Consider the following 13,834-nt stretch of genomic DNA (forward strand, 5'->3'; position numbering starts at 1 on the left):
CGTTTAATATTCTTCAGCATTGTATCAAACAGCTGTTTAACTTTCAAATAAATACAAAAAAGCCCGGCGAACCGGGCTTTTCACGGGTGTAACGGCAGGCTTAGTGCTTCATCGCCGGCATCGGGACCGAGGCGGCGCCCAGCGGACGGGCCACGGCATTGACTTCGATCGTTTCGCGGCGCTTGTCCTCGCCTTCGACGACGAGGGTCAGCGGAATCTTGTCGCCCGCCTTCACCTGCCCTTTGAGTTCCAGTAGCATCACGTGGTAGCCGCCCGGCTTCAGTTCGACAGCTTTGCCGGCTGGCAAGGCGATTTCCTTGACCTGGCGCATGCGCATCATATTGTCCGTCATGCTCATTTCATGGATTTCCGCCACGCCGGCCACGGGCGAGCGCACTTCCAGCAGGCGCATGGCTTTTGGCGCCGTGATCTGCATGAAGGCGCCCGTGGCTTTTTGCTGCGGCACGGTGGCGCGCACCCACGGGTCGGTAATTTGCACGGAAGTCTGGGCAACAGCGGAGAAGGACAGCACGGTCAGGGCAGTGGCCAGCAGGGTTTTCAGATGGGTCATGATCATTCCTCGGTATGGTTATAAGGTGTATTTCGATTTCATCAGGGTCTTGATGTCCTGCACGCACTCGTCGCCCGTCAACTGGTGTTTCAAGCCCAGGCGCATGCGTCCCTCGGTATCGAGCACATAGCTGATGGCCGTGTGATCCATCGTATAGGAACTGCCGCTCGGCACGCGGCGGTAAAAGACCTTGTAATTGAAGGCCGTCTGCGCCGTCGCCTGCGGATCCGTGCGCAAGCCCAGGAAGCTGGGGTCGAAGGCGCGCATGTACTCGCCCAGCAACTCGGGTGTATCGCGCTCGGGGTCGATGCTGATGAAGATCACTTGCAGTTTATCGGCGTCAGGCCCCAGTTTCTGGCGGATTTCCAGCGCGCGCGACAGGGCTGTCGGGCACACGTCCGGGCATTGTGTGAAGCCAAAGAAGACCATCACATACTTGCCCTTGAAGTCGGCCAGGGTATACACCTTGCCGTCGGGGCCGCTCAATTTGAAGTCGGGCTTGTAATCGCCCCCCGTTAAGTCGAGACCGTTGTAATGGGGTTTCGGTGCTTGTTCGCAAGCGGCAAGCGTAAGCAATCCCGCCGTGCCGGCGAGAAGGAAAAGACGACGTTTCATGGTAATTCCGGCCCAAAGGGCGTAGTGGAGACAAGTTAGGACGTAGATGCCCTGCCGCAGTACGGCAGGCAGAACAGAGGTGCTCAGGCCGACGCAGGCGGACCGCGCGGGCTGGCGCCCAGCCACGCGAACGGCGCGCGCGGCGCCTGGTAAAACAATGGCGGATAGTGGTCGTGGCCCGTGATGACGGCCAGCGGCGAGGATGATGAAGGCGGCAAGCCCACGCTGCCCGCATGGCTCATGCAAAACGGGCAATGCTCGATGTGGTGCAGCACGGAATCGGTGGTGGATTTGACGGCCGGCGCCAGATCCGCTTGCGTGTAGACGGCGCCGCTGGCCGAGCAAATGTCGACGGCGGCATTGTTCGCGTTCGCGTGCAGCGAGGCAAATGCATAGGATAGTGACGGCGACAGCGCATTGAGCAGTATCGCCAGGCAGGCGAACCACAGATGCCACTGTTTGCGCTTCAATAAATATCCCATGCCGGCGATTATAGCGGAGTATGGCTATCGCGTTGCACAGCCGCACCCGCCTGCCCGCGCAGGAACAGGCTGGGGCGCACGCCGGCCACATCCACGCAGGCGTCGCAAAACGCGGGGATCGAGGCAAAGCCGGAGCCGGCCGCCACTTGCGCCAGGTCGCGCTCGCCGTGCACGCCGTCGGCGTCCGCTTGCGCCGCCGTGTGCAGCGCGTGCGCCAGACGCTGCTCGCGCACCAGGCTGAGCAATGCCTCGCCCTCGGAAAACAGGCGCGCCCTGGCCTTGTGCGGCGTCACTTGCCACAGGGCCGCCAGGCGCGCCGCCGTCCATTTGCCTTGCGGCGTATCAAAGATGTGCTGCGCCAGCGCCTGGCTCCAACGCTTGCCGCCGCCGTGACCAGCATCCGTTTCCTCGCCTTCCAGCGCCAGCGTGAACACGGCCGGCTTGCCCCGCCCCGGCATCACGTCGCAGGCGAAGCGTAAAAAGGCGGGCACGACGAAACTGTCGCCGCTGGCCAGCTTCTTGGTCGCGATTTCATTATGCAAAGTCACAAAACCCTGGCGCACGGTGACACGCAGCCTGAGCGGAAAGCGCAAGCCCAGCAGGTGCAAGGGATGATCGGAAACGAGGGCCATGCGTCAGGTCAATGTGGTGAACGAGCCGCCAGCATGCCACACATCGCGCAAGCAGTCTGTCATCACAGCGACGCCACGCCATAGCGGAGCAAGCCATCGAGGTCAACCACGCGGATGGACTGGTAGGCAATGCTGATCAGCTGTAGTTCGGCCAGATGGCCCAGCGCCTGGTTCACCCGCTGGCGCGAAATGCCGGTCAGCAAGCCGATTTCTTCCTGCGACAGCTCAAGCACGCTGGAGGTGCGCGGATATAACATGGGGTGGAATAGCTGCGCGATGGCTTGCGCCACTTGCGCGTCGACGGCCAGCAGGCGCTGGTTCTGGATGGTGGCGATGAATTGCCCCATGCGCTCATTCAACTGGCGGATGACGAAGGCGTTAAAGGAAAGGCTCTCGGCCAGCAGCAGATGAAACAAGTCCGCCGGCACCAGGATGATGCTTGATGCGCGCACGGCCACCACGTCGTAGCGGCGCAGTTCGCGCTTGAGCACGCTGCCCTCGCCGCACCAGCCGCCCGCCGGCACGCCGGAAAACGTGGCGCCGCGCCCATCGACGTTGTAGATGGCCAGCTTGATCAAACCCGTGTGCACGCCGATCCAGTGCGCCGACGGTTCGCCGCGCCGCGTGATGAAGGCGCCCGCCTCGTAATGCCGGAGCACGCTGCCAGCGCGCAACAAGCTCTGATGCCGGCTATCGAGGGCCGTGAACCAGTCGTGGCTATCGAGTTCGGGCACGGCACGGTCTACACTATCGTTGCTATCCATTCCATCCTTCAGTTGTCACTAAGATGACAGTGATTTTCCAGCACCGGTGCTATGCTAAACCCTATCAATCCCGAAACAGGGAGCTACAGAATTCCAGTACCAATATTATTTACCAGGAGACAAGCATGACAGCTGATTTCAACACCGGCCTCGGCAAAAACAGCGCCAACTACGCCGCCCTCACTCCGCTCGACTATATCGCCAGGGCTGCCGCAGTATATGGCAATCGCCTGGCAATTGCACATGGCGCCGTGCGCCAGACCTGGGGCGTAACGTATGCGCGCACGCGCCGCCTGGCTTCCGGCCTCATCAAACTGGGCGTGGGCACGGGCGACACGGTGGCCGTGATGTTGCCCAACACGCCCGCCATGGTGGAAGCGAGCTTTGGCGTCCCCATGGCCGGCGCCGTCCTCAATGCGCTGAATATCCGCCTCGACCTGGCCTCGCTGACCTTCATGCTGCGTCATGGCCAGGCGAAAGTCTTGCTGGCCGACACGGAATTTGCCGAGCTGGCGCGCCAAATGGCGGCGCAGATTCCCGGCCTGCGCGTGATCCAGGTCAATGACGTGCTGGGCCCGGAAGTGGACGCTTTTTCCGACCTCGACTATGAAAGCTTGCTGGCCAGCGGCGACCCCGATTATGACTGGCAGCCGCCGGCCGACGAATGGGATGCCATCGCCCTCAACTACACATCCGGCACCACGGGCGACCCGAAAGGCGTCGTCTACCACCACCGGGGCGCGGCCCTCAACGCCCTGTCGAACATCCTGGAATGGGACATGCCCAAGCATGCCGTCTACCTGTGGACCTTGCCGATGTTCCACTGCAATGGCTGGTGCTTCCCGTGGAGCATCGCCGCGCGTGCCGGCGTCAACGTGTGCCTGCGCAAATTCGAGCCCAAGCTCGTGTTCGACCTGATGCGCGAATTGCGCATCACCCACTATTGCGCAGCCCCCATCGTGCACGCGGCCCTGGCCAACGCGCCCGCCAACTGGCGCGACGGCATCGACTGGACCGTGCGCGGCATGGTGGCTGGCGCACCGCCGCCTGCCGCCATGGTGGCGAAAATCGAAGCCATGGGTTTCGATCTGATCCACTCATATGGCTTGACGGAAGTGTACGGCCCGGCCGCCATCTGCGCCGAGCAGGATGAGTGGGCGGCCTTGAGTCAGGAAGAGCGGGCCGTGTTGAAATCGCGCCAGGGCGTGCGCTACCACCTGCAAAGCGCCGTCGCCGTGCTGGACCCGGAAACTATGCAGCCGGTAGCGGCCGACGGCGAACAGATCGGTGAGATCATGTTCCGTGGCAACATCTGCATGAAGGGCTATTTGAAGAATGAAAGGGCGACGCAGGAAGCGTTTGCCGGTGGCTGGTTCCACACGGGCGACCTCGGCGTCATGTATCCGGACGGCTACATCAAGTTGAAGGACCGCAGCAAGGACATCATCATTTCCGGTGGCGAGAACATTTCCAGCGTAGAAGTCGAGGACGCCTTGTACCACCACCCGCAAGTGCTGGCCGCCGCCGTCATTGCCCAGCCGGACGAGAAATGGGGCGAGACGCCATGCGCCTTCGTCGAACTGCGCGAAGGCGGCACGGTGACGGAAGCGGAATTGATCGCCTTCTGCAAGAACAACCTGGCCGGATTCAAGGTGCCGAAAGCCATTTATTTCGGCCCCCTGCCCCGCACGTCGACGGGCAAGATCCAGAAGTTCGAATTGCGCAAGCGCATGCAGTCGGACAAGGCTATCGACGTCTGACCAGAACCTGTCAGTCGCGCTTGCCTTGCAGCCACGCCGGCTGCGCCACCACCAGGCGCGAAAAGCTGGCGATGCTGGCCACGGCGGCAAATCCTGCCGCCAGGCACAGCGCATACGTCGTGCCCCGGCTGGCCGAAACCGTGAAGCAATACGCGACCAGCGCCGCGCCCGTCGCTTGTCCGATCAGGCGCGAGGTGGCCACCACGCCGCTGGCGCCGCCGGCCCGCTCGGGCGGTGCGCTGCCCATGATGGCTTTCAAATTGGGCGCCTGGAAAAAGCCGAAACCGATGCCGCACACAGCCATGCGCCAGCCGATATCAAACACGCTGGGGTGGGCCGGTATCCACACCAAGGTCAGCAAGCCACCGGCCAGCGCCGCCAGGCCGATGCCGCCCAGCACGCCCGGTGAATAACGGTCGCTCAGGCGTCCGGCCACAGGCGCCATCACGGCCACCAGCACGGCCCACGGCGTCATCAAAAAACCCGTTTCCACGGGAGAGCGGCCCAGGGTGACTTCAAAATAGAATGGCAGCGAGACGAACGCCAGCCCCTGCGCGGCAAACGTGCAGATGGCCGTCAGCGACGACAGCAAAAAAAGGGGGCGGCGGAACAGGTCGGTCGGCAGCATCGGTGCAGCATGGCCCGCCTGGCGGCGCAGCAGCAAGACAAAGAACACGGCCACGGCCACCAGTTCCGGCAGCAAGGTCGACAGGGCCGCGTGATGGGCCGCGTCGCCGAACAGCAAAATGAGCAAGCCGAAGGCGCCCACGTTGTACAGCGCCGTGCGCGCATCGAGCGTGTGCCCGGACAGTTTTGTCGCCGGCAGCATGCGGCTGGCCAGGAAAAAGCCGGCCACGCCCAGCGGCACATTGATGGCGAACAGCCACGGCCACGAGGCCGTCGCCAGGATCAGCGACGCGGCCGTGGGCCCAATGGCGAACGCGACAGCCACCACCAGCGCATTGTTGCCAAACGCGCGTCCCAGCAAATGCTTGGGATACAGGGCGCGCAGCAGCGCCGTGTTGACGCTCATCATGGCGCTGGCGCCGACGCCTTGAAACAGCCTTGCCACCACCAGCGAGGGCAAGGACCAGGCCAGTGCGCAGGCGAGCGAGGCCAAAGTAAACAGGAACATGCCGGAGATAAACACGCGCCGGTAGCCGGCGATTTCGCCGAGGGCGGAAAACGGCAGCAAGGTCGCCACCATGGCCAGCTGATAGACGTTGACGATCCAGACGGAAGCAGCCGGCGTCGTGTGCAGCTCGCTGGCGATGGCCGGCAAGGCCGTGTTGGCAATCGCCGTATCGAGCGAGGCCATGCCCACGCCGATGGCCAGCGCCAGCATGGCCCATAAACGGGCGCCGGGCGGCAAACCGTCCTCGCCCACGAGGAAGGGCTGCGCCCTATTCTTCTGCTTCATCATCCATCACTTCTGGCAGTCGATGACCTTGAAATCTTTCGAATAACAGATGCGCAACTCGCCCGTATGCTTTTCATAGCCGAGCCAGCGGCCCTTCAGTTGCGGGTTGTGCTGCTTCATCCACTGGAACAGTGCGTTTTTCGGCATGGTGTTGTCCGGCAATTTCAAGGCCTGGAACAGTTCGCGCTCTTTCTCGAAATACTGCTTGGCCGTATCGAAATCGCAAGCGCCATGCTTTTCCCATTCACCCTGCAACAAGACTTCGCCCGGCTGCATGCACATATAGGGCAGGATCTCGGACGGCGCCAGCTTCGGCAAATTGCCTTTGCAGTAGCGTGGGTGCATCTCCGTCTTGCGCGGTGGCGTCACGGAAATGTCTTCGCACGTGGCGGGATTGTTCGACTGCGCCCACAGGCCGTGCACGATCCAGCCGAAGTGATTGCTCTCGGCGCATTGGAAGGCAGCCTTTTTCGACACTGCGCCACGGCGCTGCTGGCTGTCGCAAAAGCCTGGCGACCACGACAGCGCCAGCATGAAGTAATCGGTGGGCACGTTGGTGCTTTGCTTGTAGCACGTGTTTTTCTCGTCCGACGGCTTGACGTCGTAATCGTAGTAACTGACGTTGCGGGGAATGGCGCAGCTGGCGTCGGCCGCATGCGCGGCGCCAGCGGACAGGCTGAAGAAAACGGCGGCCAGCGCCGGCAAGACAGTTCTCAATTGCATCGGGTTTCCCTTTCAGAATATAAAACGCCGGCAACTGAGTGCCGGCGCGGTATCAATCAAACATGTGCATCAGCAAACTGTATGCATCCAGCCATGCGTATCCGGCGCCGTGCCATGCTGCAAGCCCAGCAGCGCTTCGCGCAGGGCCAGGGTGACGGCGCCGTTTTCATTATTGTTGATGGTCATTTCAAAGCCATTGGCCTTGGCCACACCCACCGGCGTGATGACGGCGGCCGTGCCGCAGGCGAACACTTCGGTCATGCGGCCCGAGGCGATATCGTCGCGCCATTGCTGGACGGACAATTTACGCTCTTCCGTCGCATAGCCGAGGTCTTTCGCCATTTCCAGCAGGCTGCGACGCGTGATGCCTGGCAGCAAGGTGCCCGTCAATTCCGGCGTCACCACGGTGACTTTCTCGCCATCCTTGTAGACGAAGAACAAGTTCATGCCGCCCATTTCCTCGATGAATTCTCGGTGCACGGCGTCCAGCCAGACGACCTGGTCGCAGCCCTTCTCTTGCGCTTGCGACTGGGCCATCAGGCTGGCCGCGTAGTTGCCCGCGCATTTGGCTTCGCCCGTGCCGCCCGGCGCAGCGCGCACGAAGTCTTCGCTGATCCATACGGTGACGGGTTTCACGCCTTTCGGGAAATAGGCGCCCGCCGGCGAGGCGAACAGCACGAACAGGTATTCTTCCGAAGGACGCACGCCCAGGTAGGGGTCGGTGGCGATCATCAGCGGACGCATGTACAGGCTTTCGCCCGTGTTCTTCGGCACCCAGTTGCGGTCTTGCGAGATGAGCGCGTCGCCCGCTTCCAGGAACAGCTCGACGGGAATGGCCGGCATGGCCAGGCGCGCGGCGCTGCGGTTGAAGCGCGCGGCATTTTGTTCTGGACGGAAAGTCTTGATGCTGCCATCGGGCTGGGCAAACGCTTTATAACCTTCGAAGATGGCCTGGCCGTAGTGCAGCGACGATGCGGACGGGTCCAGCATCAGCGGGCCGTAAGCCTTCAATTCGCCCTGCTGCCACTTGCCGTCGCGGTAAGGAATCACCACCATGTGGTCGGTGAAGATGCGGCCAAAGGCGGGATTGACCATGCGCGCGGCGCGCTCGGCGTCGGACAAGGGGTGGGCGGATGGGGTGACGACGAGATTCGATGTGGAAGTGGTCATGGCAGCAGAAGACGAGTAAGAGAGAATAAAGAGATTCCCTATTGTAGCGCCTAATGCGCGCGGCGAGGAGCAGGATGGGCGAGCCGCCCTTGTTGCGCCGCATCAATCAAACGGCTATCCGGTGTCAGCAGGCCCGCGCCGGCCTGCCCAGCCCTGCCTGCGTTTCCCCGGCGCACTGGCTGCAGCGCATTTGCACGGACAGCACGTTGGCGCCGATTTCCATGCCGTGCAGGGCTGCCGCCTGGCGTAATTGCTCCAGCAGCGGCGCATCCTGCACCAGCACGCTGCGTTCGCAGACGCGGCACACCAGGTAGCAGCTGTCCGCCGCCACCCGCTCTGGTTTGATCAGGTAGCGCGCCTTGTTGCCGCTGGCACTCGCTTCGCGCTCGCGCAGCAGCAAGCCCGCCTGCTGCATTTCCTTGAGCACGCGGTAAATCGTGCCCAGGCTGACGGCAATGCCGATGTGCAGCAGTTGCTGATAAATGCCTTCCGCATTCATGGCTTGCCGCTGGGTAGCCGCCAGCACTTGCAGGATGCAGATGCGTGCGCTGGTCGGGCGCAGGCGAACGGCGCGCAGGCTATCGAACACGCGGCCATCGCCCTGGATGTGAATGTCTTGCATGGAATTCTCCGCTTCTGCGTTCAGCTCTTCCTACCTTGCCAAGCGAGAACACAAAAAGGGAACCAGCAATGAAAAAAGCGCCGTTCCAGCATCTGGAACGGCGCCTTGCGCTACATCAAACGGGAGAACATCAGAACTTCATGTTGGCCGTCAGGGTTGCCGAGCGGCCCGGGGCCACGCCGGCGTAGTGCGGCGACGAAACCTTGTCGAAGTACAGCTTGTTCGTCAGGTTCTGGATGTTCAGCTGCAGGGTCACGTTGCGGCTGACGACATAGCTGGCCATGGCGTCGAAGCGCGTGTAGGCCGGGGCAACCTTGTTGTTGGCCACGTTCGCGTAGACTTTATCGACGTAGTTCACGCCGCCGCCCACGGTAATGGCGGGCGTGACCAGGTACGAGGTCCACAGCGAAGCGCTGTTTTTCGGCGTCGTCGGGAACTGGTTGCCATTGTATGGCGACGGCGCGTATTGCGTCACACCATTGATGACGCCATTCGCCACGTAGCCATTGTTTTCCACGATGGCGTTCAAATGCGTGTAGCCGCCGAAGACCGACCATTCCTTCGTGATATTGCCGCTCACGCCCAGTTCGATACCCTTGACTTGCTTGTCGCCCACGTTTTGCGTGCTGCCGTCCGGCGCCGTCACGCGCGCATTGCTCATGTCGCTCTGGAAGTAGGCGCCGCTCAGGGACAAACGACCGCCAGGCAGCACTTCCCATTTCGTGCCCAGTTCGAAGCTCTTGCTCTCTTGCGGCTTCAGGTTCTGGATCGCCGCCGACAGGCCATCGATGCCGTCGCCGCCATCATTGCCCGGTGGCGTGGACGAGGTGCCGTAGGAAACATACACGCTGCTGTTGGTCGAAGGCTTGTACACCAGGCCTGCCTGGTAGCTGGCGAACGTGGCGTGCACTTTGGCGCTGCTGGCGGCAGTGGTCTTGCCATCGAGCGTGTATTGCGGCACGTTCAGCGAACTCTTGTAGTCATCCCAGCGGATGCCCACGTTCAGCAGCCATTGCGGCGTGAACTCGATGGTGTCGAAACCGTACACGGAACGCGTGTTGGTGACGATGTTCGTGCGGGCCGGCGACACCGAGCGCGTGTAGACCCACGGGTCGTTGGCGTTCGGGTTGAGCAACGGTGCACAGTTGTAGCCGGTGGCGACGCCCGAGGTCTTGCACACCGTGCTGTTGTCGATCAGGTTATTCGTGCCCGGTTTGAAGATGTACGAGCTGCGGTCCGTTTCTTCACGGCTGATTTCCAGGCCTAGCGTGTACGTGTGCTTCACGCTGCCGGCCAGGAATTCACCGCCCAGGCTGGTCGCATTGGCCAGCGCATCCGTATCGGTCGTGCGCGTGTTGGCGCGGCGCCAGACAGTACCGTACAGCATGGTGTTGCCCTTGGAATCGTCGGGCTGGGTCCAGACATAGTCGTTGCTGGTCTTGCCGTAACGGGTGACGTTGCGCAAAATCAACTTGTTGCCGAAGTCATGGCGCACGTCGATGGTGCCGATATCGCTCTGCGTGTCGCGGAAATCGCGGTTGACCAGGCCGTAAAAGGTATCGCGCGGCACGTTGACGGGCGTGCCGTTGCCGTTTTTCGCCACGTTGGCGCCCGACGAGAACGGGTTGTTGAACGGCAAGCCTGTATCCGGCAATTCGCTTGACTGCATGTGGTAGTAGCTGAGGGTCGCCTGCGTGGCTGATTTCAGGCCGAACGTGACGGAGGGCGCGATGCCCCAGCGGTCGCCGTTGATGTAGTCGCGGCCGGCAACGTGGGCGTCATGCGCCATCACATTCAGACGCACGGCCACGTCGTCGCTGATGACGCGGTTGACGTCCGCCGTGGCGCGGCGGTACTTGGCGCTGCCCAGGCCCACGGTGGCGTTGGTAAAGTTGTCGACTTTCGGCGTCTTGCTGATCAGGTTGACGCCGCCGCCTGCGGACGAGCGACCACCATAGGCCGAGTTCGGGCCCTTGACGACTTCGATTTGTTCCAGCGCAAAGATTTCCCGCGATTGCGAACCCGTGTCGCGGATGCCGTCAATATACGTATCCGTTTGCGCGTTGTAGCCGCGGATGAACAGATTGTCGCCCACGGGGTTGCCGCCCTCGCCCGCGCCGATGGTGATGCCCGGAACGGTGCGCAGCGCATCCGTCAACGAGACGGCGCCCGTTTGCGAAATGATTTCGGCGGGAATCACCGTCACGGATTTTGGCGTGTCCAGCAGCGGCGCCGTCAGCTTGTCGTTGGCCGATTTGACCGGTGCCTGGATCAGGCGGTCCGCCGTGCCCACGACCTTGACTTCCTGCAACTGCTGTGGCTTCTCCACCGTTTGCGCATGCAGCGCCAGCGGCATGGCCAGGGTGGCGAACGCGGCCAGGGCCGTGCCATGCATGCGTGGCGCGGCGGCGGTGTGGTGCTTGCGGCTGCGGATGATGGCGGCCGGCTTGGCGGCGCCCGCTGTGTCTTTCAATGTCATTGCTATCTTTCAATCTATCGGATGGAATCAATCTGGCTGGCTACTACGCTGTGGCGCCTGGCTGGCTCGGTGCTTACTTGGGAACTACGTGGGGACGACAACACTAGAATCGCCACAGCGCCGTCATGCGCAGCGCCCGGGGCGAACCGGGCGCGATGTTGTCGTTGCTATGGGCGGAGGCGTAATATTTCTTGTTCAACAGGTTTTCCACATTCAGCTGCCATTGAAAATGGGGTTGCGGCTTGAAATACAGGGCCCCATCGACACGGGTAAAACCGGGCAGCGCCACCGTGTTCGACACGGAGGCAAATACGGCGCTGCGGGCAATGATGCCCAGCGCGGCCCCCCAGACTGGCGTGAAATCGTAGCGGTTCCACAGCGACAGGCTATGCCGGGGTACATGCGCCACGCGCGCTCCTTCCAGGGCCGTGGCCGATTGCGTGGCCGTCAGCACGGCGCGCTGCCAGGCATAGCCGCCAGCGATGCGCCAGCCGGCTTGGACCTTGCCATTGACTTCCAGCTCCAGTCCCTCGCTGCGCTGGCCATCGACCAGCATGGCGCGCGTCGTGTCGTTCGGGTCAGTGACGGCGACATTGCTGCGCTCAAGCCGGTACAGGGCTGCACTGGCCGACAGGTCCGGCGTCACGTCCCACTTGGCGCCCAGCTCCACATTGCGAAAGCGCTCCGGCTCGAACACGGCGTTGCTGGGCGTCAATGACGCCAGCTGTTCGCCCGCGCGCGGCAGGAACGATTGGCTGACGCTGGCATACAGCGACAGCACGGGTAGCGGTTGATAAATGAGGGCCGCACGCGGCGACCACGGCGCATCCGTACGGGCAATGCGCACGCCATTGCGGCGATTCAGAAAATTGACGGCGAAGCGCTCGTAGCGCAAGCCGGCAATCGCCTGCCAATGCGGGCTGAAGCGGACCTGGTCCTGCAGATACAGGGCGGCGGTCTCGGCCACGCCATGGTTGTCGGCATCCGTGGCGCTGGGACGGAAAGTGACAGGCAAGTCCGTCACGGGGTGCGATGTAGGCAGGCTGATGTGCGTGACGTTGTCGCCCAGGGTGGTGAAATAGCCCGTGTTGCGCAGATTGTCCGTCGTCTGGCGGCCCAGCTCCCCGCCCGCCGTCAAGCGATGCTGCACGGTGCCAGCCATCACCACCCACTCCACGTCCGTCTGGTTGAACAGGTTGCGCCGCGTGGTGGCGCTGTTATAGGCCAGCACCGTCACGCTGGCCCCGTCCGCGCTGACGGGGCCGGGAAAGGCATTCTGGTACAGCTTGTCATAATCGGCCAGGCGCGTGCGGTTGCGCATGGTCGCGCCGCCGCTGAGCTCGTGTTCGACCGTCAGGCCCAGCGCGTCGATGTAGGCCCACGACGGGCTGCTGCCGGCGATGCCGAAGAACGTGGACGGGTCCGTCTCGATGGGCCGCCCCCGGTACGATGGCAAGCCCCGGTCCGTCACCCTGTCATCGCGGAAATGTTCATAGCTGGCCACGACGCTGGTGCGCGGACCCAGGCGCCAGGCGGCGACGGGATTGACGGCGCTGCGGCGCACGTTGACGCCCTGGCGAAAGGAATCGCTGTTTTCCGCCATGGCATTGATCCGCACGGCCACATCCGCGCCAAGGACTTGTTGCAGATCAAGTGCGGTGCGCCGGTTGCGCCAGGCGCCCAGGCTCAGCGTTGCTTCCTTGTCGTTCGTCCACTGTGGCTGCTTGCTTGCCCGGTTGATCACGCCACCGCCGCCGCCATGGCCGAAGACCAGGGCATTCGGTCCCTTGATGGCTTCGACCCGCTCGATATTGTAGAAATCGCGGTAGTACTGCACGTCGTCGCGCATACCGTCCAGGTAGAAATCCGACGTGGAACTATTGCCGCGCATCACCGCCGTATCGCGGTTGCCCTCGCCCGCAGCCGTGCCCACGCCGGGCATGTAGCGCATGGCGTCGGCCATGGTGCGCATGTCCTGGTCGCGTATCAATTTACTGCTCACCACGCTGACGGCTTGCGGCGTGTCCCGCAAGGCCGTCTCGCTGCGGCTGGCGGCGGAAGAACTGGCGCGGCGGTAGCCGTCGTCGTCGCCAGCCAGCACGGTCACGGGCGCCAGCACCTGCAAGCCCGCGCCCTCCCCGTCCAGGTCGGCGCGCAGGGGCGCTGGCGCCAGGCGCACAACGTAGGTGCCAACAGCGCTACCATCCGGCAATTGCACGGCCACCAGGCCCGTGCCCGCCAGCAATTGCTGCAAGCCCTGGGAAATGGGCAAGCTGGCATGCAAGCCGGCGCTGCGTTTGCCCTGCGTCAAACTGCCCTCGGCCGACAGCAAGATTCCCGCCTGGCCCGCGAACTGGCGCAAGGCTTGGCCCAGGGGCGCGGCAGCGATGCGGAAGCTGCGCGGCGCGTCCTCGGCCGCCGCTGCCATGGCATACATGGCAGGCGCAGCCAGCAGCGCTGCAGCCAGGGACAATGGCAGCAGGCGGCGGGCGAACGGCAAGCAAGGCGGGAACAGCGGCACGGATTTCCTTTATGGTGTTGAGCAAGTACTTCTACCTTGCCAAACAACTTTTCAAAAAGGGAACCCGTTCTTGAG

Annotated in this window: 12 protein-coding genes; 1 reads left to right on the forward strand and 11 read right to left on the reverse strand. The window is 62.9% G+C overall.

Translation table 11 applies throughout. The features are described from left to right. Window positions 1-100: 100 nt before the first annotated feature. The 5 genes from ACQ4WY_RS22045 to ACQ4WY_RS22065 form a co-directional block, all read right to left on the reverse strand. On the reverse strand, window positions 101-571 hold the full coding sequence (locus tag ACQ4WY_RS22045) for a copper chaperone PCu(A)C (protein WP_436505916.1): 471 nt from the start codon (window positions 569-571) through the stop codon (window positions 101-103). 18 nt (window positions 572-589) lie between these two features. Next, window positions 590-1,186 carry an SCO family protein gene (locus ACQ4WY_RS22050; protein ID WP_223279117.1) on the reverse strand — a complete coding sequence of 199 codons (597 nt, stop codon included), beginning with the start codon at window positions 1,184-1,186 and terminating at the stop codon, window positions 590-592. Between the two features lie 83 nt (window positions 1,187-1,269). Beyond that, window positions 1,270-1,656 (reverse strand): DUF2946 domain-containing protein, encoded by a 387-nt coding sequence (locus ACQ4WY_RS22055; RefSeq protein WP_436505917.1) that lies wholly within the window; start codon window positions 1,654-1,656, stop codon window positions 1,270-1,272. 20 nt (window positions 1,657-1,676) lie between these two features. After that, window positions 1,677-2,300 carry a helix-turn-helix transcriptional regulator gene (locus tag ACQ4WY_RS22060; RefSeq protein WP_436505918.1) on the reverse strand — a complete coding sequence of 208 codons (624 nt, stop codon included), beginning with the start codon at window positions 2,298-2,300 and terminating at the stop codon, window positions 1,677-1,679. 62 nt (window positions 2,301-2,362) lie between these two features. Next, window positions 2,363-3,064, reverse strand: coding sequence for a Crp/Fnr family transcriptional regulator (locus ACQ4WY_RS22065; protein WP_436505919.1), 702 nt, complete (start codon window positions 3,062-3,064; stop codon window positions 2,363-2,365). A 125-nt stretch (window positions 3,065-3,189) separates the two neighbouring features. Between ACQ4WY_RS22065 and ACQ4WY_RS22070 the strand changes: the two genes are divergently transcribed. Further along, window positions 3,190-4,824 carry an acyl-CoA synthetase gene (locus ACQ4WY_RS22070; RefSeq protein ID WP_436505920.1) on the forward strand — a complete coding sequence of 545 codons (1,635 nt, stop codon included), beginning with the start codon at window positions 3,190-3,192 and terminating at the stop codon, window positions 4,822-4,824. 10 nt (window positions 4,825-4,834) lie between these two features. On the opposite strand, the gene ACQ4WY_RS22075 is transcribed toward ACQ4WY_RS22070, so the two are convergent. The 6 genes from ACQ4WY_RS22075 to ACQ4WY_RS22100 form a co-directional block, all read right to left on the reverse strand. Beyond that, window positions 4,835-6,247, reverse strand: coding sequence for an MFS transporter (locus ACQ4WY_RS22075; RefSeq protein WP_436505921.1), 1,413 nt, complete (start codon window positions 6,245-6,247; stop codon window positions 4,835-4,837). Between the two features lie 3 nt (window positions 6,248-6,250). Further along, entirely contained in the window at window positions 6,251-6,967 is a 717-nt protein-coding gene (locus ACQ4WY_RS22080; RefSeq protein WP_436505922.1) for a ribonuclease T2 family protein, read from the reverse strand. A 69-nt stretch (window positions 6,968-7,036) separates the two neighbouring features. Then, window positions 7,037-8,137: a branched-chain amino acid aminotransferase gene (locus ACQ4WY_RS22085; protein WP_436505923.1), complete on the reverse strand. Its 1,101-nt coding sequence runs from the start codon at window positions 8,135-8,137 to the stop codon at window positions 7,037-7,039. Window positions 8,138-8,261: 124 nt separating this feature from the next. After that, window positions 8,262-8,759, reverse strand: a complete 498-nt coding sequence (locus ACQ4WY_RS22090; protein WP_436505925.1) for a Fur family transcriptional regulator — start codon at window positions 8,757-8,759, stop codon at window positions 8,262-8,264. 130 nt (window positions 8,760-8,889) lie between these two features. Then, window positions 8,890-11,238: a TonB-dependent receptor gene (locus tag ACQ4WY_RS22095; RefSeq protein WP_436505926.1), complete on the reverse strand. Its 2,349-nt coding sequence runs from the start codon at window positions 11,236-11,238 to the stop codon at window positions 8,890-8,892. A 103-nt stretch (window positions 11,239-11,341) separates the two neighbouring features. After that, a complete protein-coding gene (locus ACQ4WY_RS22100) occupies window positions 11,342-13,759 on the reverse strand; it encodes a TonB-dependent siderophore receptor (RefSeq protein ID WP_436505927.1) in 2,418 nt (805 codons plus the stop codon). Window positions 13,760-13,834: the final 75 nt, after the last annotated feature.

The sequence above is a fragment of the Janthinobacterium salmonicoloratum genome, from assembly GCF_051380845.1.
Lineage (GTDB): Bacteria > Pseudomonadota > Gammaproteobacteria > Burkholderiales > Burkholderiaceae_D > Janthinobacterium > Janthinobacterium lividum_F.

Excerpts from the sequence above, each read along its gene's own strand:
- ACQ4WY_RS22045 (WP_436505916.1), bottom strand. The coding sequence starts at position 571 with ATGACCCATCTGAAAACCCTGCTGGCCACTGCCCTGACCGTGCTGTCC.
- ACQ4WY_RS22095 (WP_436505926.1), bottom strand. The coding sequence starts at position 11,238 with ATGACATTGAAAGACACAGCGGGCGCCGCCAAGCCGGCCGCCATCATC.
- ACQ4WY_RS22050 (WP_223279117.1), bottom strand. The coding sequence starts at position 1,186 with ATGAAACGTCGTCTTTTCCTTCTCGCCGGCACGGCGGGATTGCTTACG.
- ACQ4WY_RS22065 (WP_436505919.1), bottom strand. The coding sequence starts at position 3,064 with ATGGATAGCAACGATAGTGTAGACCGTGCCGTGCCCGAACTCGATAGC.
- ACQ4WY_RS22085 (WP_436505923.1), bottom strand. The coding sequence starts at position 8,137 with ATGACCACTTCCACATCGAATCTCGTCGTCACCCCATCCGCCCACCCC.
- ACQ4WY_RS22070 (WP_436505920.1), top strand. The coding sequence starts at position 3,190 with ATGACAGCTGATTTCAACACCGGCCTCGGCAAAAACAGCGCCAACTAC.
- ACQ4WY_RS22090 (WP_436505925.1), bottom strand. The coding sequence starts at position 8,759 with ATGCAAGACATTCACATCCAGGGCGATGGCCGCGTGTTCGATAGCCTG.
- ACQ4WY_RS22060 (WP_436505918.1), bottom strand. The coding sequence starts at position 2,300 with ATGGCCCTCGTTTCCGATCATCCCTTGCACCTGCTGGGCTTGCGCTTT.
- ACQ4WY_RS22080 (WP_436505922.1), bottom strand. The coding sequence starts at position 6,967 with ATGCAATTGAGAACTGTCTTGCCGGCGCTGGCCGCCGTTTTCTTCAGC.
- ACQ4WY_RS22075 (WP_436505921.1), bottom strand. The coding sequence starts at position 6,247 with ATGATGAAGCAGAAGAATAGGGCGCAGCCCTTCCTCGTGGGCGAGGAC.